Here is a 19,120-nt window from a genome sequence, read left to right as displayed (position 1 = left end):
CTGCGCGGTGAGTGACTGGCGCCCGCCCCCATTCAGTTTTACTAAGCCATGGCAAAAGAACAGACTGACCGCACGACGCTCGATCTCTTTGCTGATGAGCGCCGCCCTGGTCGACCCAAAACCAGCCCGCTTTCGCGTGATGAACAGCTGCGCATTAACAAGCGCAATCAACTCAAACGTGACAAAGGACGCGGACTTCGTCGTGTCGAACTGAAAATGAACAGTGAAGCCGTCGATGCGCTCAACACGCTGGCAGAACAGCGCAATCTCAGCCGCAGCGAACTGATTGAACAGATGCTGCTGGCACAGCTCCAACTGGATTAATGCGGGCAAAACGCACGCAGGAGCAAATGTCGGGGCTTTAACCGTTCACCGGTTTTCTCTCGTCTGCTATTATTCGCTGAAATGTGCTGCGGCACACATCTCATTATCAGGATTTAAGAGGTTATTTTACTCATGGCACTCGTAGGCATCTTCTTTGGCAGCGATACCGGCAATACCGAAAACATTGCAAAAATGATCCAGAAACAGCTGGGTACAGACGTTGCAGAAGTGCATGACATCGCGAAAAGCACAAAAGAAGATCTGGAAGCGTTTGATATCCTGCTGCTGGGCATTCCGACCTGGTACTATGGTGAAGCGCAGTGCGACTGGGATGACTTTTTCCCGACGCTGGAAGAGATCGATTTCAACGGCAAGCTGGTTGCGCTGTTTGGCTGCGGCGATCAGGAAGATTACGCGGAGTACTTCTGTGATGCGATGGGCACGATCCGTGACATCATTGAGCCGCACGGTGCCGTAATAGTGGGCCACTGGCCAACTGAAGGCTATCACTTCGAAGCCTCAAAAGGGCTGGCCGATGATACCCACTTCCTGGGTCTGGCCATCGATGAAGATCGTCAGCCTGAACTGACCAACCAGCGCGTAGAGCAGTGGGTTAAGCAGATTTCTGATGAACTGCAGCTGAAAGATATCCTTGAAGCCTGATCCTGCCCGCCTCAATGTGAGCGCCAGCTCACATTGAGGCAATGGAAATTCCTATAGAAATAATAGCCACATTTTTTTAACTTTCTCCGTTTAATCTGTAGAATACCCGCATCGATCTTCCGCTTATTTTTTCAGGTGGTAAGACTAAGCGATGTACCAACAGACATCTGCCAGAATCCTCCCCGGCCCGGTGACCTATCCCCCACAGCCCGTGATGATTCAGGCACGCCCTCTGGTTTTCATTTCATCGCTTCAGTTCTATAATGAGACGCAAATGAGAATGAGCGCAGATCGACATTCAAGGCGATAAGCCACAAAAGTGAATATAGTGACAGGACAAAATCCGCATGACTGACAATAACACCGCATTAAAGAAGGCTGGCCTGAAAGTGACGCTGCCCAGACTGAAAATTCTGGAAGTGCTTCAGGAACCTGAGTGCCATCACGTCAGTGCGGAAGATTTGTACAAACGCCTGATCGACATCGGCGAAGAGATTGGCCTGGCTACCGTTTACCGTGTTCTGAACCAGTTTGATGACGCCGGTATCGTGACCCGTCACAACTTTGAAGGCGGTAAATCTGTCTTTGAACTGACGCAGCAGCATCACCACGATCATCTGATCTGTCTGGATTGCGGCAAGGTTATTGAGTTCAGCGATGAGTCGATCGAAACGCGTCAGCGTGAAATCGCCACCCGTCATGGCATCAAGCTGACCAACCACAGCCTCTATCTCTATGGACACTGTACGCTGGGTGATTGCCGGGAAGACGAAACCCTGCACGACCAGTAACGCGACCTGAAATAAAAAAACCGGTGAATTCACCGGTTTTTTTTCGTCTGTCTTCGGCTGTTGTATCAGGCGACCAGCGTCTCCTGCAGATAGCGCCAGCGTGGAATAGAGCTGCTGCAGTCCAGTATCGCCAGCGAGATACGGATCTGATTATTGCCATTCATCATCTGCATTTCGCGATACTGTACGGTGATCTCTTTTTCATGATGAGAGAGGATGACGTGTTCGCAGGTGACAATGCGCATCCCTTCGCGCTGTCCCTGCAGCTGCCGGAAAAGCGCCTCGACCTCGTTCAGATTGCACTCTCTGCCCTTTGGGGTGACCATGCGGAATTCAGGATGAAAATAGGACATCAGCAGCTCAAAACTGTCGTCAGATCCGGCAGGCTGGTTAAAAATACGTTCAATGAGCTGATGTAAAACGACCACACTGTTTCTGGCTTCCTGGGCGAGAACTGTCATTTTTTTTCCTTCTGTAACCCGCTTTGCAACCTTTGAGAGCGCATAGCCTACCTGAAAGCGGATAATTCACATCTGGAAATTGATTAATTTTTTTAAACTCAGATTTCTCTCACAATGCGGCATTTAATCGGTTGCGGTTAGATCAGAATAAATGTCGGCAATGAGTAAAATCAGGGCAACAAAAAAGGGCGATAAATCGCCCTTTTGTCATTTTATGAGGTCAGCCTCAAAAAAATTTATTCGCCAGTTTTCGCCCAGGTATCACGAAGACCGACAGTGCGGTTAAACACCAGTTGCGATGGCGTAGAGTAAACGCTGTCGGCGCAGAAATAACCTTCACGTTCAAACTGGAACGGAGTGGTCGGTTCCACATCGCGCAGGCTCGGTTCCACAAAGCCCTGTTTGATCGCCAGTGACTCAGGGTTGATCACCGCCAGGAAGTCCTCTGCCGCGCCCGGATTTGGCACACTGAACAGACGATCATACAGGCGGAACTCTGCTGGCTGCGCGTGATCCGCAGACACCCAGTGAATGACCCCTTTGACCTTACGGCCATCGGCAGGATCTTTGCTCAGCGTGTCTACGTCGCTGGTGCAGTAGATGCAGGTGATGTTGCCCGCTTCATCTTTAGCGACGCGCTCAGCACGAATCACATAGGCATTGCGCAGGCGGACTTCTTTGCCCAGCACCAGGCGCTTATATTGCTTGTTCGCCTCTTCGCGGAAATCGGCACGGTCAATCCAGATCTCGCGGCTGAACGGCACTTCACGCGTACCCATCTCCGGTTTACCCGGATGATTTGGCATGGTGATGATTTCGTTATGGCCAGCTGGCAGGTTTTCGATCACCACTTTCAGCGGATCCAGCACAGCCATAGCACGTGGCGCATTCTCATTCAGGTCATCACGGATACAGGACTCCAGCGAGGCCATCTCCACGATGTTATCCTGCTTGGTCACGCCGATACGACGGCAGAACTCGCGGATAGAGGCGGCGGTGTAACCACGACGACGCAGACCTGAAACGGTCAGCATGCGCGGATCGTCCCAGCCTTCAACGTGCTTCTCGGTCACCAGCTGAGTGAGTTTGCGTTTCGACATTACCGCATACTCCAGATTCAGGCGCGAGAACTCATACTGGCGCGGATGAACCGGAATGGTGATGTTATCCAGCACCCAGTCATAGAGACGGCGGTTATCCTGGAACTCCAGCGTACACAGCGAGTGCGTAATGCCTTCCAGCGCATCGGAGATGCAGTGGGTAAAGTCATACATCGGGTAGATGCACCACTTGTTGCCGGTCTGGTGGTGTTCCGCGAACTTGATGCGGTAAAGCACTGGATCACGCATCACGATAAAATTAGAGGCCATGTCGATTTTCGCGCGCAGACAGGCAGTGCCTTCGGCAAACTCACCGTTTCGCATCTTCTCAAACAGCGCCAGGTTCTCTTCCACGCTGCGATCGCGATAAGGGCTGTTTTTGCCCGGCTCTTTCAGGGTGCCGCGATATTCGCGAATCTGATCCGGACTCAGCTCATCAACGTAGGCGAGACCTTTAGAAATCAGCTCGATAGCATAGTCATAAAGCTGATCAAAATAGTTTGATGAGTAACAGACCTCACCGCTCCACTCAAAACCCAGCCACTGGACGTCACGCTTGATGGATTCAACAAATTCCATATCCTCTTTAACCGGATTGGTATCGTCGAAACGCAGGTTGCATTGCCCCTGATAATCCTGGGCGATGCCAAAATTCAGACAGATCGATTTCGCATGACCAATATGCAGATAACCATTGGGCTCTGGCGGGAAACGGGTATGCACGCTGCTGTGCTTACCGCTCGCCAAATCTTCGTCAATGATCTGACGAATAAAGTTAGTTGGGCGGGCTTCAGCCTCACTCATCTCAAAAATCCTCAATACGAATAACGGGTGATTTGTACCACGAAGTAACGGAGTATGATCCACAAAGCGTCTGAGGGAAACAACCGTTTGTTAAGCCTTTAAAACAAAAAAGGCAGGAATCGCTTCCTGCCTGTGGGGTTATGTTGCGGGGATTAGCCTTTCACTTCATACAGCGGAGTTTCACCTGCCACCACCTGACCGCGGGCCAGTAATGTCAGACCGGCAAAATCATCGCTGTTGCTGACCACGACCGGACTCACCATTGAGCGGGCATTGGCATTGAGGAATTCAAGGTCCATTTCCAGCACAGGCTGACCGGCGACCACCGTGGCCCCCTCTTCAGCCAGACGGGTAAAGCCTTTACCTTCCAGCGCCACGGTATCCAGTCCCATGTGCACCACTATCTCTACACCATTCTCCGTTTCCAGACAGAAGGCGTGATTGGTGTTGAAGATTTTCACCAGCGTACCGTCAATCGGTGCCACGACCCATTTGTCGCTGGGTTTGATCGCCAGACCATCGCCAACTGCTTTGCTGGCAAAGGCTTCATCCGGCACATCATCCAGCGCGACCACTTCGCCCGATACCGGTGCCAGCAATGTCGCAATAACACGCTTCTCACTGTTCAGCACGGCCTGCGGTTTAATGTCAGGCTCCACTGGCGCACTGCTGGTAGCCGCGGCCGCGACCGGCCCCTTGGTCAGGACTTTTTTCATCGCCGAGGCAATGCTTTCGGCTTGGGTACCCACGATGATCTGCACGCTCTGCTTATTAAGGCGGATCACCCCGGATGCGCCCAGATGCTTCGCAACGCCTTCATTAACCTGCGCCGAATCATTCACGTTAAGACGCAGGCGGGTAATACAGGCATCAATGCTGGTTAAGTTGGCTGAGCCGCCCACGGCACCAATATAACGACGCGCCAGCGATTCAGTGGCCGTTTCGCCATTGTCAGTTTTATCCACGTTGACGTCATAACCATCGCTTTCATCACCGGCAACAGCCAGCTCACGGCCCGGCGTCATCAGGTTGAATTTTTTGATGGTGAAGCGGAACACCACGTAGTAAATAACGAAGAAGACCAGGCCCTGCGGAATCAGCATGTACCAGTGTGTTGCCAGCGGGTTACGGGTCGAGAGCACCATATCCACCAGCCCGGCACTGAAACCAAATCCGGCAATCCAGTGCATGCTGGCAGCGATAAAGACCGAGATGCCGGTCAGGACGGCGTGAATCAGATAAAGTACTGGCGCCACGAACATGAAGGAGAATTCCAGCGGTTCGGTGATACCGGTAAAGAAGGCAGCAAATGCCGCAGCCAGCATGATACTACCGACTTTGACACGGTTCTCTGGACGCGCGCAGTGGTAGATAGCCAGCGCAGCACCCGGCAGACCAAACATCATAATCGGGAAGAAGCCTGCCTGATAACGACCGGTGATGCCCACGGTTGCCGATCCATCAGCCAGTGACTGCGCACCCCCCAGGAATTTAGGAATGTCATTAATGCCGGCAACATCAAACCAGAACACGGAGTTCAGGGCGTGATGCAGACCGACCGGAATCAGCAGGCGGTTGAAGAAGGCGTAGATACCGGCACCGGCAGAGCCGAGCTTCTGGATATGTTCACCAAAGTTAACCAGACCATTAAACACCACGGGCCAGATATACATCAGGATAAAAGCGACAAAGATCATCAGGAACGAAACGAGAATCGGCACCAGCCGGCGTCCGCTGAAGAAAGAGAGTGCCTTAGGCAGTTCAACGTGGCTGAAGCGGTTATAGACCTCTGCCGACAGAATACCGACAAGGATGCCGACAAACTGGTTTTCAATTTTGCCAAAGGCTGCTGGCACCTGATCCAAAGGAATTTTCTGAATCATCGACACTGCAGCGGGTGAGCAGAGCGTGGTGACCACCAGAAAGCCGACATAGCCAGTCAGCGCTGCGGCACCATCTTTATCTTTTGACATGCCGTAGGCAATACCGATCGCAAACAGCACCGACATGTGCTCAATGATTGCCGCACCCGACTTGATCAGTAATGCCGCCAGCGCATTACCTGCCCCCCAACTGTCTGGATCAATCCAGTAACCGACCCCCATTAATATCGCTGCTGCTGGCAGGGTTGCTACCGGCACCATCAGTGCGCGCCCCACCTTTTGTAAGTAACCTAACATATCCCCTTCCCCCTATGAGCCTGACTTGTCGCTTTGCGCTGCTTAATGTTGTTATGTCAGCTGCAAAGATCGTTAATACACTTCATATCACGCAGCGAAGTGTAATGATAAATTAATTCGCCTCGCAAATTAAAACCCTGGTAAATGTGATTTTTATCACTAAAAAACATCGTTTCACACGGCAACATCTGGCTATCACCACAAACTTATTTTATGATCCGAAATATTGAATTGTGCTCCGCCCGTGGCGAGAATAGATCATCTGCTCAGGCTGATGACTAACGCAGCGGTTTAGCGATCCCCTTTCCATTTTTAATTGAGGTGAAACATGAGACTGATTCCATTAGCGACGCCAACCCAGGTAGGTAAATGGGCCGCCCGACATATTGTTAACCGCATCAATGCGTTTAACCCGACGGCGGACAGGCCTTTTGTTCTGGGTCTGCCAACCGGCGGCACGCCACTGGAGGCGTACAAGCACCTGATTGATATGCACAAAGCGGGCCAGGTCAGTTTTAAACATGTCGTGACTTTCAATATGGATGAATATGTCGGTCTGCCAAAAGAGCATCCTGAAAGCTATCACAGCTTTATGTATCGTAACTTCTTCGATCACGTTGATATTCAACCGGAAAATATCAACCTGCTGAATGGTAATGCGCCTGATATTGACGCAGAATGTCGTCAGTACGAAGAGAAAATTCGCGCACTGGGTAAAATTCACCTGTTTATGGGCGGCGTTGGCAACGACGGTCATATCGCCTTTAACGAACCGGCTTCGTCACTGGCTTCGCGTACCCGTATTAAAACCCTGACCCATGATACCCGCGTGGCGAACTCGCGCTTCTTTAACGGGGACGTTGATCAGGTACCTAAATATGCGCTGACGGTCGGCGTCGGCACGCTGCTGGATGCCGAAGAAGTCATGATTCTGGTCACCGGTCATGTCAAAGCGCAGGCACTGCAGGCAGCAGTTGAAGGTAACGTGAATCATATGTGGACCATCAGCTGTCTGCAGCTGCATGCGAAATCGGTTGTGGTCTGTGATGAGCCAGCCACCATGGAACTGAAAGTGAAAACCGTGAAATATTTCCGCGAAATGGAAGCGGAAAATATGAAAGGCGTGTAACAGAATAGTGCCTTGCCCTGCTGTTACGCTGAGTGACAGCAGGCCAGGACGGGAGAAGAGAGATGTACGCATTAGTAAACGGCCGGATCTACAGCGGCCATGAGATTCTGGATAATCACGCCGTCGTGGTGGCAGACGGGCACATTGCGCGCGTCTGCCCGCGTGAATCGCTCGCGGCTGATATTGAGCAGCGGGATATGGCGGGTGCGATTATTGCGCCGGGCTTTATCGATCTCCAGCTTAATGGCTGCGGTGGCGTGCAGTTCAATGACAGCCTGGATGCGCTCAGCATTGAGACGCTGGAAACGATGCAGCGCGCCAATGAAAAGTCTGGCTGCACCAGCTTTTTACCGACGCTGATCACCAGCAGCGACGCGCTGATGAAGCGGGCGATTGAAACCATGCGCGCTTACCTGCAGAAACATCAGCATCAGGCGCTGGGTCTGCATCTGGAAGGCCCGTGGCTGAGCAAAGCGAAAAAAGGCACACACGATCCGGCACTGATTCGCCTGCCGGATGCGGCGATGGTGCAGTATCTTTGCGACAACGCAGACGTCATTACCAAAGTCACCCTGGCACCGGAAAACGCAGGCAGCGACGTGATTCGTCAGTTGACCGATGCCGGAATCATTGTCTCAGCAGGTCACTCGAATGCGACCTATGAAGAGGCGAAAGCGGGCTTTGCTGCGGGCGTGAGTTTCGCGACCCACCTCTACAATGCTATGCCGGCGTTTGCCGGACGTGAACCCGGGCTTATCGGTGCGCTGTTTGATTCGCCTGATGTATACTGCGGCATTATTGCGGATGGTTTACATGTACATTACGCTAACGTGCGCAATGCAAAACGCATCAAAGGCGACAAACTGGTGCTGGTAACGGATGCCACAGCACCGGCTGGCGCTGATATCAGCGAGTTTATTTTTGCTGGAAAAACAATCTATTATCGTGACGGCCTCTGTGTTGACGAAAACGGCACACTCAGTGGTTCGGCCCTGACGATGATTGAAGCGGTACAAAACAGCGTCGAGCATGTCGGTATCGCACTGGACGAAGCGTTACGCATGGCATCACTCTACCCGGCACGGGCGATGGGCGTGGAAAGACAGTTGGGCTCGATCGAAGCAGGAAAAATCGCGAACCTGACTGTGTTTACGCGCGACTTTAAAATCATTAAGACGTTAGTCAACGGAGACGACGTCCTGAGCGAGTAAGCACTGAATGACCACTGGCGGCCAGTCACAAATAGGAAATGTCGATCTTGTTAAGCAACTTAATAGCGCAGCGGTTTACCGGCTGATTGATCAACAGGGGCCGATATCGCGCATTCAGATTGCCGAACTCAGCCAGCTCGCCCCCGCCAGCGTCACCAAAATTACCCGCCAGTTGATTGAGCGCGGCCTGATCAAAGAGGTAGACCAGCAGGCGTCTACCGGTGGTCGCCGCGCTATCTCGATTATCACTGAAACCCGCCACTTCCATACCATCGGGGTTCGCCTCGGCCGCAACGATGCCACCCTGACCCTGTTCGACCTCAGCGGTAAATCGCTGGCGCAGGAAGATTATGCGCTGCCGGAACGCACCCAGGAGACGCTGGAGCATGCGCTGTTTAACGCCATCAACGGCTTTATCGAGCAGCACCAGCGTAAAATACGCGAGCTGATCGCGATTTCCGTCATCCTGCCGGGCCTGGTTGACCCGATTAACGGCGTGATCCGTTATATGCCACACATCTCTGTCAGCCACTGGCCGCTGGTCGCCAGTCTGAAGAAACGGTTCAACGTCACCAGTTTTGTGGGGCACGATATTCGCAGTCTGGCGCTGGCCGAGCACTATTTCGGTGCAAGTCGCGACTGTGCTGACTCAATCCTGGTGCGCTTACACCGTGGCACGGGTGCCGGCATTATTGCTAACGGTCATATTTTCCTCGGCAGCAACGGCAACGTCGGCGAAATCGGCCATATCCAGGTTGACCCGCTTGGCGAGCGCTGTCACTGCGGCAACTTTGGCTGCCTTGAAACCATTGCCGCTAACGGCGCCATTGAAAATCGGGTGCGGCATCTGCTGAATCAGGGCTACCCCAGTGTACTGACGCTGGAGGCGTGCCAGATGTCCCACATCTGCAAAGCGGCCAATCAGGGTGATCCGCTGGCCTGTGAAGTGGTCGAACAGGTAGGCCGGTATCTCGGCAAAGCGATTGCCATCGCGATTAACCTGTTTAATCCACAAAAAGTTGTGCTGGCGGGCGAGATTACGGAAGCAGAAAAAGTGCTGCTGCCCGCGATTGAAGGCTGCATCAACACCCAGGCATTAGAAGCTTTCCGTAAAAATCTGCCGGTGGTGCGTTCTACCCTGGATCACCGTTCTGCGATTGGCGCGTTTGCGCTGGCTAAACGTGCCATGCTTAACGGCATTCTGCTGCAACATCTTCTGGAAGACTAAGCTAACCCGCTGTTGTGGCGGGCCACATCGGATCTGACTATGACCATTAAAAGCGTAATTTGTGATATCGATGGCGTGCTGATGCACGACAACACGGCCGTTCCTGGCGCACAGGAATTTTTACAGCGCATTCTGGCCAAAGAGATGCCGCTGGTGGTGCTGACGAACTATCCCTCGCAGACCGAGCAGGATCTGGCTAACCGCTTTGCTTCGGCTGGTGTCGAGGTCCCTGAATCCGTTTTCTATACCTCTGCCATGGCTACAGCAGACTTCCTGCGTCGTCAGGAGGGTAAAAAGGCCTATGTCATTGGTGAAGGCGCGTTGATTCATGAGCTCTATAAAGCGGGCTTTACCATTACGGATGTGAATCCCGATTTTGTCATTGTCGGGGAGACGCGTTCGTTCAACTGGGACATGATGCACAAAGCGGCCTTCTTCGTCGCTAACGGCGCGCGCTTCATCGCCACTAACCCCGATACGCACGCGCGCGGCTTTATACCCGCCTGTGGCGCGCTCTGCGCCGGTATTGAGAAGATCTCAGGTCGTAGCCCGTTTGTGGTGGGCAAACCCAGCCCTTACATCATGCGTGCCGCGCTGAATAAAATGCAGGCCCACTCGGAAGAGACGGTCATTGTGGGTGATAACCTGCGAACCGATATTCTCGCCGGTTTCCAGGCAGGTCTGGAGACAGTACTGGTGCTGTCAGGCGTCTCGACGCTGAGTGATATCGATGCCATGCCGTTCCGTCCAGACTGGATCTACCCTTCTGTTGCCGATATTGATCTGTTCTGATTCATTTTTCTTATGACGCATCCGGTTAATCTGTGATGCGTCCCCCTTTTTTTGCATGTTCCCGCCTACTTTCACTGCCTGTTTTTTACTCACAAACACCATTTCATTGCCGATCCAACAACAAAACAACGTTAAAACTATCGTTTATTTAATTTTATTGCCATGTGAGCAATATTTTTATCAGTAAATCACGATTCCTCTTGCATTGAATGCACCAAATAGCGCATTTTCTTATCTATCACGCAGCGTCAGGCTGCCGGACAAACGCAAAAGATAACATCGCCGTAAGGTGAGATCAGGAGTCAGTTATGTGTTCAATTTTTGGTGTGCTGGATCTGAAAACCGATCCTGTTGAGCTGCGCAAGAAAGCGCTGGAATGTTCACGCTTAATGCGTCATCGCGGCCCGGACTGGTCAGGCGTCTATGCAGATGACAAGGCTATTCTGGCGCATGAACGCCTCTCAATTGTTGACGTTAACAACGGCGCACAGCCCCTGTACAACGCCGATCACACCCACGTACTGGCCGTTAACGGCGAAATTTACAACCATCAGGCGCTGCGCGCTGAGCTCAGCGATCGCTATGAATTTCAGACCGGTTCTGACTGTGAAGTGATTCTGGCGCTCTATCAGGAGAAAGGTGTCGATTTCCTTGATGAGCTGGAAGGCATGTTCGCCTTTATCCTCTATGACAGCGTTAAGAAATCGTATCTGATTGGCCGCGACCATATCGGCATCATCCCGCTTTATGTGGGTAACGATGAACACGGCAACCTGTTTGTTGCGTCAGAAATGAAAGCGCTGGTACCGGCGTGTCGTTCGATCAAAGAGTTCCCGCCGGGAAGCTATCTCTCCAGCACCGATGGCGAAATCCGTCGTTACTGGCAGCGTGACTGGATGGAATACAAAAACGTTGAACACAACACCACTGATGCGGCAGGCCTGAAACATGCGCTTGAAGAGTCCGTGAAAAGCCACCTGATGTCAGACGTCCCTTATGGCGTGCTGCTGTCAGGCGGTCTGGACTCCTCCATCATTTCAGCCGTGACCAAGCGTTTTGCGGCGAAACGGGTTGAAGATCAGGATAAAAGTGATGCGTGGTGGCCGCAGCTACACTCCTTTGCGGTCGGGCTGGAAGGTTCACCTGATTTAAAAGCAGCAAAATCTGTCGCTGAACATCTGGGCACCGTGCACCACGAAATTCATTTCACCGTGCAGGAAGGTCTGGATGCGATTCGCGATGTGATTTATCACATTGAAACCTATGACGTCACTACCATTCGCGCCTCTACGCCGATGTACTTAATGTCGCGTAAAATCAAAGCAATGGGCATTAAGATGGTGCTGTCAGGCGAAGGTGCAGACGAAGTCTTTGGCGGCTATCTCTACTTCCATAAAGCGCCAAACGCCAAAGAGTTCCACGAAGAAAACGTGCGTAAACTGCAGGCGCTGCATATGTTCGACTGCGCTCGTGCCAACAAAGCGATGTCCGCCTGGGGCGTTGAAGCCCGCGTACCCTTCCTGGATAAAAAATTCCTGGATGTGGCAATGCGTATCAACCCTGCCGACAAAATGTGTGGCAGCAACGGTAAAATGGAGAAACACATTCTGCGTGAATGTTTCTCCTCTTACCTGCCAGAGAGCGTAGCGTGGCGTCAGAAAGAGCAGTTCTCTGATGGTGTGGGTTACAGCTGGATCGACTCACTCAAGGAAGTGGCCGCGAAGCAAATCAGCGACCAGCAGCTGGCAACCGCCCATTTCCGCTTCCCGTTCAACACGCCGGGTTCGAAAGAAGCTTATCTCTATCGTGAGATCTTCGAAGAGCTGTTCCCGTTAGCGAGTGCGGCAGAGTGTGTGCCTGGCGGTCCATCCGTTGCCTGTTCTTCCGCCAAAGCGATTGAGTGGGATGAAGCGTTTAAAAACATGGACGATCCTTCCGGACGTGCCGTGGGTGTGCATCAGTCAGCCTATAAATAACCTGACAGAAAGCCACCGGAATGGGCCTGTTATGGCCCATTTTTTTTACGATGAGCGTTGTATTCACTGAAAAATTGCCGAATAAACCGCCAGGCTGGTTATAAGCCAGTCAAACAGCGATTATCTGGCAAAAAACGGTAAAAAACTTGTTGACGCTGTCTGGTCAACTCCGCATAATGCGCCCCGCAACGCCGATGAAGGTAACGCGAAAAAAAGATGGCTACGTAGCTCAGCTGGTTAGAGCACAGCACTCATAATGCTGGGGTCACAGGTTCGATTCCCGTCGTAGCCACCATCTTTTTTTGCGGGAGTGGCGAAATTGGTAGACGCACCAGATTTAGGTTCTGGCGCCGCAAGGTGTGCGAGTTCAAGTCTCGCCTCCCGCACCATTTCATTATTCGGCAGCGTGGATGGGATATCGCCAAGCGGTAAGGCACCGGTTTTTGATACCGGCATTCCCTGGTTCGAATCCAGGTATCCCAGCCAATTTCGATGATTCTTGTATGCTGAGAACGGACGAATGGGATATCGCCAAGCGGTAAGGCACCGGTTTTTGATACCGGCATTCCCTGGTTCGAATCCAGGTATCCCAGCCATCATTGAAATGCAGTACAATTTGGCTACGTAGCTCAGCTGGTTAGAGCACAGCACTCATAATGCTGGGGTCACAGGTTCGATTCCCGTCGTAGCCACCATATAATTGGGGTGTCGCCAAGCGGTAAGGCACTGGTTTCTGATACCAGCATTCCGGGGTTCGAATCCCTGCACCCCAGCCATACAAAGACAATTTGAAAAGCCCATTATTGGGGTGTCGCCAAGCGGTAAGGCACTGGTTTCTGATACCAGCATTCCGGGGTTCGAATCCCTGCACCCCAGCCAAATTGCACAACCAGGCCCGCTTTTGCGGGCTTTGTTGTTTTTATTCCTTATCCACCATCCTGATTACAGGCCCGCCCTGCGGCGAGCCTGAACACGTGAGCGGCTATAGCCCCAGCGCGTAACGCAATACCTGCCGCTTCAGTACGCCAGAATGTTCGGCAGCAATCAGTCCAAGATTTCGCGCAAACCGCAGCGGTGCCAGCTGATTGCTGAAGGCAAAATAAAAGAGATCCATCCCGCCCTGCATCAGCAGATTGTCTTTGCGACGCTGCCGGTGATAGCGCTGTAATACCCGCTCTGAGGCCCAGTCCTCCGCAGCACCGCGTGCGCTCACCAGTACATCTATCAACGCATCACTATCGCGGTACCCCAGATTCACGCCCTGCCCGGCCAGCGGGTTAATGGTATGCGCGGCATCACCGACCAGCGCCAGCCCAGGCAGGACATAACGTGAAGCATGACGTCGCACCAGCGGGAAGCCACCCGCCGCATGGGCTTTAAACCGTCCCAACCGCGCCGGGAAGTGGCTGGCAATCTCTTTTTCCAGCTGGGCTATCGGCATCGCCTGAAGCTGACGCACTCTTGCGGGCGCGTCATACCAGACCAGCGAGGCCCGGTTGCCATACAGCGGTAAAAAGGCTCGTGGTCCCTGAGGTGTAAAGTGCTGCCAGGTCGCATCCCCTGCCGGATGTTCGCAGGTCACGCTTATCAGCAGGCAGGACTGCGCATAGCTCCAGCCATGAATCCCGATTCCGGCCATCTGCCGCACCTGCGAGTTTGCGCCATCTGCACCAATCACCAGCCGGGTATGCAAGGCCATGCCGTCGTTAAGGTCGACGCGCCAGCCGCCATTTTCTGGCTGCAGGTTTTCCAGCGTGGCCGGGCAATAGCAGGTCACGCCCAGCGACTGCATCTCCTCCCATAATGCCCGCTGAAGCACGCTGTTCTCGACCATAAAGCCCAGTTCAGGCAAGTTCAGCGAGGCAGCATCAAAACTCACCTGCGCGGTCTGCCACTCCCAGGTTTCCAGCCTGCGATAGGGCGCACTGCGCATCGCTTCGACCCGCGGCCAGACATTGAGCTGCTTCAGCAACGCCACCGAGGAAGATCCGATTGCTGAAATTCGCAGATCGGGATCGCTGTCGGCATCAAACGGCGCGGGTTCGGCACGCTCAATCACCGCCACGCGAAAATGGTGCTGTGTCAGTCCACAGGCCAGCGCAGCACCGACCATGCCACCGCCGACAATCACGACATCAAACTGATTATCCTGCATTGCTTAACTCCCTCTCTTATTCCTGCCAGCCTGCGCATTGCGGGTCTGAATAGAGCAAAGTGTACCGGAAAACCCGATGGCTGGCAGAAAAGCCCTCAGGCTGGTCACCACAGCATCAAAGCATTACAATACGCGCCCCTCACTTCACTGCACTGAATCAATGGCTAGCGCGATGACAAAAAAACTGCATATCAAAACCTGGGGATGTCAGATGAATGAGTATGATTCATCCAAGATGTCTGATCTGCTGAATAGTACGCACGGCTATACGCTGACCGAGGTCCCTGAAGAGGCAGATATTCTGCTGCTTAACACCTGCTCCATTCGTGAGAAAGCGCAGGAGAAGGTGTTTCATCTGCTGGGACGCTGGAGAAAACTTAAAGAGCGCAACCCGGATGTGATTATCGGCGTGGGTGGCTGTGTGGCGTCGCAGGAAGGCGATCATATTCGTCAGCGTGCTCCCTGCGTGGATATTGTGTTTGGTCCGCAGACGCTGCACCGCCTGCCGGAGATGATCAACACTGTGCGCGGCACCAAAAGCCCGGTAGTCGACATCAGCTTCCCGGAAATTGAGAAATTTGACCGTCTGCCGGAACCGCGTGCAGAAGGTCCGACAGCCTTTGTCTCTATTATGGAAGGCTGCAACAAATATTGTACTTTCTGCGTGGTGCCTTACACCCGTGGTGAGGAAGTGAGCCGTCCCAGCGATGATATTCTGCTGGAGATCGCCCAACTGGCGGCGCAGGGCGTGCGTGAAGTTAACCTGTTGGGTCAGAACGTCAACGCTTATCGTGGTGCCACCTTTGATGGTGAGATCTGTACCTTTGCTGAGCTGCTGCGCCTGGTCGCCGCTATCGACGGCATCGACCGCATTCGATTCACCACCAGCCACCCGATTGAGTTCACTGATGACATCATTGATGTCTATCGCGATACCCCGGAGCTGGTGAGTTTCCTGCATCTGCCGGTTCAGAGTGGTGCAGACCGTATTCTGACGCTGATGAAGCGCGCGCATACCGCACTGGAGTATAAGGCGATTATCCGCAAGCTGCGCGCGGCGCGCCCGGATATTGAGATCAGCTCTGACTTCATCATCGGCTTCCCGGGTGAAACCCAGCAGGATTTCGAGCAGACCATGAACCTCATCGCCGACATCAATTTCGACGTCAGCTTCAGCTTTGTCTACTCTGCCCGTCCCGGCACGCCCGCTGCTGACCTGCCGGATGATGTCAGTGAAGAGGAGAAAAAGCAGCGTCTGTGGATCCTGCAGGACCGCATTAACCAGCAGGCGCAGGCGATCAGTCGCCGCATGCTCGGCACCGTGCAGCGTATTCTGGTGGAAGGCATCTCCCGCAAGAACGTCATGGAACTCTCTGGCCGCACCGAAAATAACCGCGTAGTCAATTTTGAAGGCACGCCTGAGATGATTGGCCGCTTTGTGGATGTTGAAATTGTTGATGTCTACACCAACTCGCTGCGCGGCAGGCTGGTGCGTACTGAAGAAGAGATGGGCCTGCGTATGGCGCAAAGCCCGGCATCCGTGATTGCCCGTACCCGCAAAGAAAACGACATCGGCGTGGGTCTGTTCCAGCCGTGATACCTGCTATATTGTGCGGCAGCGCGCATTGCGTTGCCGCCAATTTCACGCCACGACACTTGGTTTCTGAAAGTGTCGCCCAAATATCTCTCCTTAAGCTTGCGCCCAGGCGTTACGGCATAAATAATTTCGTTATGGTGCATCCGGTTAAGCCCAACGGTGCGTCAGACACATCCCATAACTGGCCCTGAGTGACCCAAAGGATTCGTTTGAATATCGAAACTCGTGAAATCGCCCTTGAACCGGCTGATAACCGTCGTCTGATGAGCCTGTGTGGGCCTTTCGACGATAATGTAAAACAGCTTGAGCGTCGTCTGGGCATTGAGATCAATCGTCGCGACAACGTCTTTAAGCTGTCAGGACGCCCACTTTGCGTCAATGCCGCCGCAGATATTCTGAAGACCCTGTATGTCGATACCGCGCCAATGCGTGGCGAGATCCCGGATATCGAGCCAGACCAGATTCACCTGGCGATCAAAGAGAGCCGGGTACTGGAGCAAACCGCCGAAAGCGTGCCGGAATACGGTAAAGCGGTTAATATCAAGACCAAGCGTGGTGTCATCAAACCGCGTACGCCAAACCAGGCGCAGTACATCGCGAATGTGCTCGACCACGACATTACCTTTGGTGTCGGCCCGGCCGGTACCGGTAAAACCTATCTGGCGGTGGCTGCGGCCGTGGATGCATTGGAGCGTCAGGAGATTCGCCGCATCATGCTGACCCGCCCTGCCGTCGAAGCGGGTGAAAAGCTCGGCTTCCTGCCAGGCGACCTGAGTCAGAAAGTCGACCCTTATCTGCGTCCGCTCTACGATGCGCTGTTTGAAATGCTCGGCTTCGAGCGCGTTGAAAAGCTGATGGAGCGCAACGTTATTGAGGTTGCCCCACTGGCCTATATGCGCGGTCGAACGCTGAACGATGCGTTTATCATTCTTGATGAGAGTCAGAACACCACCATCGAGCAGATGAAGATGTTCCTGACGCGCATTGGCTTCAACTCCAAAGCGGTGATTACCGGTGACGTTACCCAGATTGACCTGCCGCGTCACGTCAAGTCGGGCCTGCGCCATGCCATTGAGGTGCTGGCAGACGTGGAAGAAATCAGCTTTAACTTCTTCCACAGCGAAGATGTGGTGCGCCATCCGGTCGTTGCCCGCATTGTCACCGCTTATGAAGCCTGGGAAGCCGCCGATCAGACCCGCCGTGACCAGCAGGCTGAAGAGCGTAAACGTGAAGCGCTGGCAGCACAGAATGCCACGCAGGAGAGCAAATGAGCCAGGTGATTCTCGACCTGCAGGTCGCCTGTGATAACACCGCTGATTTGCCTGATGAAAGCCAGTTTCACCGCTGGCTCTCAGCGGCTGTTACCCCTTTCCAGCCCGAAAGCGAAGTCACAGTACGTCTGGTTGACGAAGCGGAAAGTCATGAGCTTAATCTGACTTATCGCGGCAAAGACAAGCCGACCAACGTCCTCTCTTTCCCGTTTGAAGCACCGCCGGGCATTGAGCTGCCGCTGCTGGGCGATCTGATCATCTGCCGCCAGGTCGTTGAGCAGGAAGCCGCTGAACAGGGTAAAAGCGTTGAAGCCCACTGGGCACATATGGTGGTGCACGGCACGCTGCATCTGCTGGGTTACGACCATATTGAAGACGACGAAGCGGACGAGATGGAAGGGCTGGAGACCGAGATAATGCTTGCTCTTGGGTATCCTGATCCGTACATTTCGGAGAAAGAAGACGCCTGAATCCTGAATTCAGTCAATCCTGCTGTCAGTACAGGCTACTGACAGCACCCATTCCTCACCAGAGAGATCTTTAAAAACCGCCATGAGCGACGACCATTCTCAAAACAGCGATGCACCCAGTAGTAAAAAGGGATTTTTCTCCCTGTTGATCAACCAACTCTTTCACGGTGAACCAAAAAGCCGTGATGAGCTACTGGAGCTGATCCGCGACTCGAATAACAAAGAGCTGATTGACCAGGACACCCGCGACATGCTCGAAGGGGTACTGGATATTGCGGAGCAGCGCGTGCGTGACATCATGATCCCGCGCTCGCAAATGATCACCCTGAAACGTAATCAGAGCCTCGAAGAGTGTCTGGATGTCATCATCGAATCCGCCCATTCTCGTTTCCCGGTGATCAGCGAAGATAAAGATCATGTGGAAGGAATTCTGATGGCGAAAGATCTGCTGCCGTTTATGAGCAGCGAATCTGAGCCGTTCAGCATTGAGAAAGTGCTGCGTCCTGCGGTAGTTGTGCCTGAAAGTAAGCGTGTCGACCGGATGCTGAAAGAGTTCCGCTCCCAGCGTTACCATATGGCGATCGTCATTGATGAGTTTGGCGGTGTCTCCGGTCTGGTGACCATCGAAGACATTCTTGAGCTGATCGTCGGTGAAATTGAAGATGAGTATGACGACGAAGAAGATCGTGATATCCGTCAGCTCAACCGTCACACCTTTACCGTGCGTGCACTGACTGCCATTGAAGATTTCAACGAGGTGTTTGGCACGCAGTTCAGTGATGATGAAGTCGATACCATTGGTGGTCTGGTCATGCAGGGCTTCGGCCATCTCCCCGCACGTGGTGAAAGCATTGAGATTGAAGGTTACCAGTTCAAGGTGGCGATGGCGGACAGCCGCCGCATCATCCAGGTTCACGTGACTATCCCGGAAAATTCGCCACAACCCCAACTGGAAGACGAATAAGTCT

General features: G+C 53.2%; 16 protein-coding genes and 7 tRNA genes. 19 read left to right on the top strand and 4 right to left on the bottom strand.

Annotated elements, in window-relative coordinates; genetic code table 11:
* Nucleotides 1-48 precede the first annotated feature (48 nt).
* From ybfE to fur, 3 genes are all read left to right on the top strand, one after another.
* Nucleotides 49-324 (top strand): LexA regulated protein, encoded by a 276-nt coding sequence (gene ybfE, locus N1689_RS01455; RefSeq protein ID WP_161732113.1) that lies wholly within the window; start codon nt 49-51, stop codon nt 322-324.
* 132 nt (nt 325-456) lie between these two features.
* Nucleotides 457-987: a flavodoxin FldA gene (fldA, locus tag N1689_RS01450; protein ID WP_013357124.1), complete on the top strand. Its 531-nt coding sequence runs from the start codon at nt 457-459 to the stop codon at nt 985-987.
* Nucleotides 988-1,334: 347 nt separating this feature from the next.
* Nucleotides 1,335-1,778: a ferric iron uptake transcriptional regulator gene (fur, locus tag N1689_RS01445; protein WP_009091454.1), complete on the top strand. Its 444-nt coding sequence runs from the start codon at nt 1,335-1,337 to the stop codon at nt 1,776-1,778.
* Nucleotides 1,779-1,843: 65 nt separating this feature from the next.
* Here the strand turns inward: fur and N1689_RS01440 are convergent, their stop codons facing one another.
* From N1689_RS01440 to nagE, 3 genes are all read right to left on the bottom strand, one after another.
* Nucleotides 1,844-2,239 carry a hypothetical protein gene (locus N1689_RS01440; RefSeq protein WP_260057678.1) on the bottom strand — a complete coding sequence of 132 codons (396 nt, stop codon included), beginning with the start codon at nt 2,237-2,239 and terminating at the stop codon, nt 1,844-1,846.
* Nucleotides 2,240-2,475: 236 nt separating this feature from the next.
* Nucleotides 2,476-4,143, bottom strand: coding sequence for a glutamine--tRNA ligase (gene glnS / locus N1689_RS01435; RefSeq protein WP_253421323.1), 1,668 nt, complete (start codon nt 4,141-4,143; stop codon nt 2,476-2,478).
* Between the two features lie 152 nt (nt 4,144-4,295).
* Nucleotides 4,296-6,323: an N-acetylglucosamine-specific PTS transporter subunit IIBC gene (nagE, locus tag N1689_RS01430; RefSeq protein WP_161732108.1), complete on the bottom strand. Its 2,028-nt coding sequence runs from the start codon at nt 6,321-6,323 to the stop codon at nt 4,296-4,298.
* A gap of 328 nt (nt 6,324-6,651) precedes the next feature.
* Here nagE and nagB point away from each other — a divergent pair, with 328 nt between their 5' ends.
* From nagB to N1689_RS01370, 12 genes are all read left to right on the top strand, one after another.
* On the top strand, nt 6,652-7,452 hold the full coding sequence (gene nagB / locus N1689_RS01425; RefSeq protein ID WP_013357120.1) for a glucosamine-6-phosphate deaminase: 801 nt from the start codon (nt 6,652-6,654) through the stop codon (nt 7,450-7,452).
* A gap of 62 nt (nt 7,453-7,514) precedes the next feature.
* On the top strand, nt 7,515-8,663 hold the full coding sequence (gene nagA, locus N1689_RS01420) for an N-acetylglucosamine-6-phosphate deacetylase (protein ID WP_161732106.1): 1,149 nt from the start codon (nt 7,515-7,517) through the stop codon (nt 8,661-8,663).
* Between the two features lie 7 nt (nt 8,664-8,670).
* Nucleotides 8,671-9,891 (top strand): N-acetylglucosamine repressor, encoded by a 1,221-nt coding sequence (locus N1689_RS01415; protein WP_161732104.1) that lies wholly within the window; start codon nt 8,671-8,673, stop codon nt 9,889-9,891.
* A gap of 39 nt (nt 9,892-9,930) precedes the next feature.
* Nucleotides 9,931-10,683 carry an HAD-IIA family hydrolase gene (locus N1689_RS01410; protein WP_013357117.1) on the top strand — a complete coding sequence of 251 codons (753 nt, stop codon included), beginning with the start codon at nt 9,931-9,933 and terminating at the stop codon, nt 10,681-10,683.
* A 308-nt stretch (nt 10,684-10,991) separates the two neighbouring features.
* On the top strand, nt 10,992-12,659 hold the full coding sequence (gene asnB, locus N1689_RS01405; protein WP_260057674.1) for an asparagine synthase B: 1,668 nt from the start codon (nt 10,992-10,994) through the stop codon (nt 12,657-12,659).
* A 218-nt stretch (nt 12,660-12,877) separates the two neighbouring features.
* Nucleotides 12,878-12,954: transfer RNA gene (locus N1689_RS01400), tRNA-Met, on the top strand.
* A 9-nt stretch (nt 12,955-12,963) separates the two neighbouring features.
* Nucleotides 12,964-13,048 (top strand) — tRNA-Leu (locus N1689_RS01395).
* 22 nt (nt 13,049-13,070) lie between these two features.
* Nucleotides 13,071-13,145: transfer RNA gene (locus N1689_RS01390), tRNA-Gln, on the top strand.
* Nucleotides 13,146-13,180: 35 nt separating this feature from the next.
* Nucleotides 13,181-13,255 (top strand) — tRNA-Gln (locus N1689_RS01385).
* A 22-nt stretch (nt 13,256-13,277) separates the two neighbouring features.
* Nucleotides 13,278-13,354 (top strand) — tRNA-Met (locus tag N1689_RS01380).
* A gap of 6 nt (nt 13,355-13,360) precedes the next feature.
* A tRNA-Gln gene (locus N1689_RS01375) sits at nt 13,361-13,435 on the top strand.
* Nucleotides 13,436-13,463: 28 nt separating this feature from the next.
* Nucleotides 13,464-13,538 (top strand) — tRNA-Gln (locus N1689_RS01370).
* 103 nt (nt 13,539-13,641) lie between these two features.
* On the opposite strand, the gene ubiF is transcribed toward N1689_RS01370, so the two are convergent.
* Nucleotides 13,642-14,814, bottom strand: coding sequence for a 3-demethoxyubiquinol 3-hydroxylase (ubiF, locus tag N1689_RS01365; protein ID WP_161732101.1), 1,173 nt, complete (start codon nt 14,812-14,814; stop codon nt 13,642-13,644).
* Nucleotides 14,815-14,986: 172 nt separating this feature from the next.
* Between ubiF and miaB the strand changes: the two genes are divergently transcribed.
* The 4 genes from miaB (at nt 14,987) to corC (ending at nt 19,116) form a co-directional block, all read left to right on the top strand.
* Nucleotides 14,987-16,411 carry a tRNA (N6-isopentenyl adenosine(37)-C2)-methylthiotransferase MiaB gene (miaB, locus tag N1689_RS01360; protein ID WP_260057673.1) on the top strand — a complete coding sequence of 475 codons (1,425 nt, stop codon included), beginning with the start codon at nt 14,987-14,989 and terminating at the stop codon, nt 16,409-16,411.
* 209 nt (nt 16,412-16,620) lie between these two features.
* On the top strand, nt 16,621-17,682 hold the full coding sequence (locus N1689_RS01355; protein ID WP_161732097.1) for a PhoH family protein: 1,062 nt from the start codon (nt 16,621-16,623) through the stop codon (nt 17,680-17,682).
* Nucleotides 17,679-18,152: an rRNA maturation RNase YbeY gene (gene ybeY / locus N1689_RS01350; protein ID WP_222924366.1), complete on the top strand. Its 474-nt coding sequence runs from the start codon at nt 17,679-17,681 to the stop codon at nt 18,150-18,152. The genes N1689_RS01355 and ybeY overlap by 4 nt, the downstream gene beginning before the upstream one ends.
* A gap of 82 nt (nt 18,153-18,234) precedes the next feature.
* The gene (gene corC / locus N1689_RS01345) at nt 18,235-19,116 is read left to right on the top strand and encodes a CNNM family magnesium/cobalt transport protein CorC (RefSeq protein WP_008925004.1); all 882 of its coding nucleotides are present in this window, start codon (nt 18,235-18,237) and stop codon (nt 19,114-19,116) included.
* The last annotated feature ends 4 nt before the right edge of the window (nt 19,117-19,120 follow it).

Source organism: Pantoea sp. XY16, assembly GCF_025153065.1.
GTDB lineage: Bacteria > Pseudomonadota > Gammaproteobacteria > Enterobacterales > Enterobacteriaceae > Pantoea > Pantoea alfalfae.
Note: the sequence above shows the minus strand (reverse complement) of the source record. Positions and strands in the feature narration are given on the sequence as shown.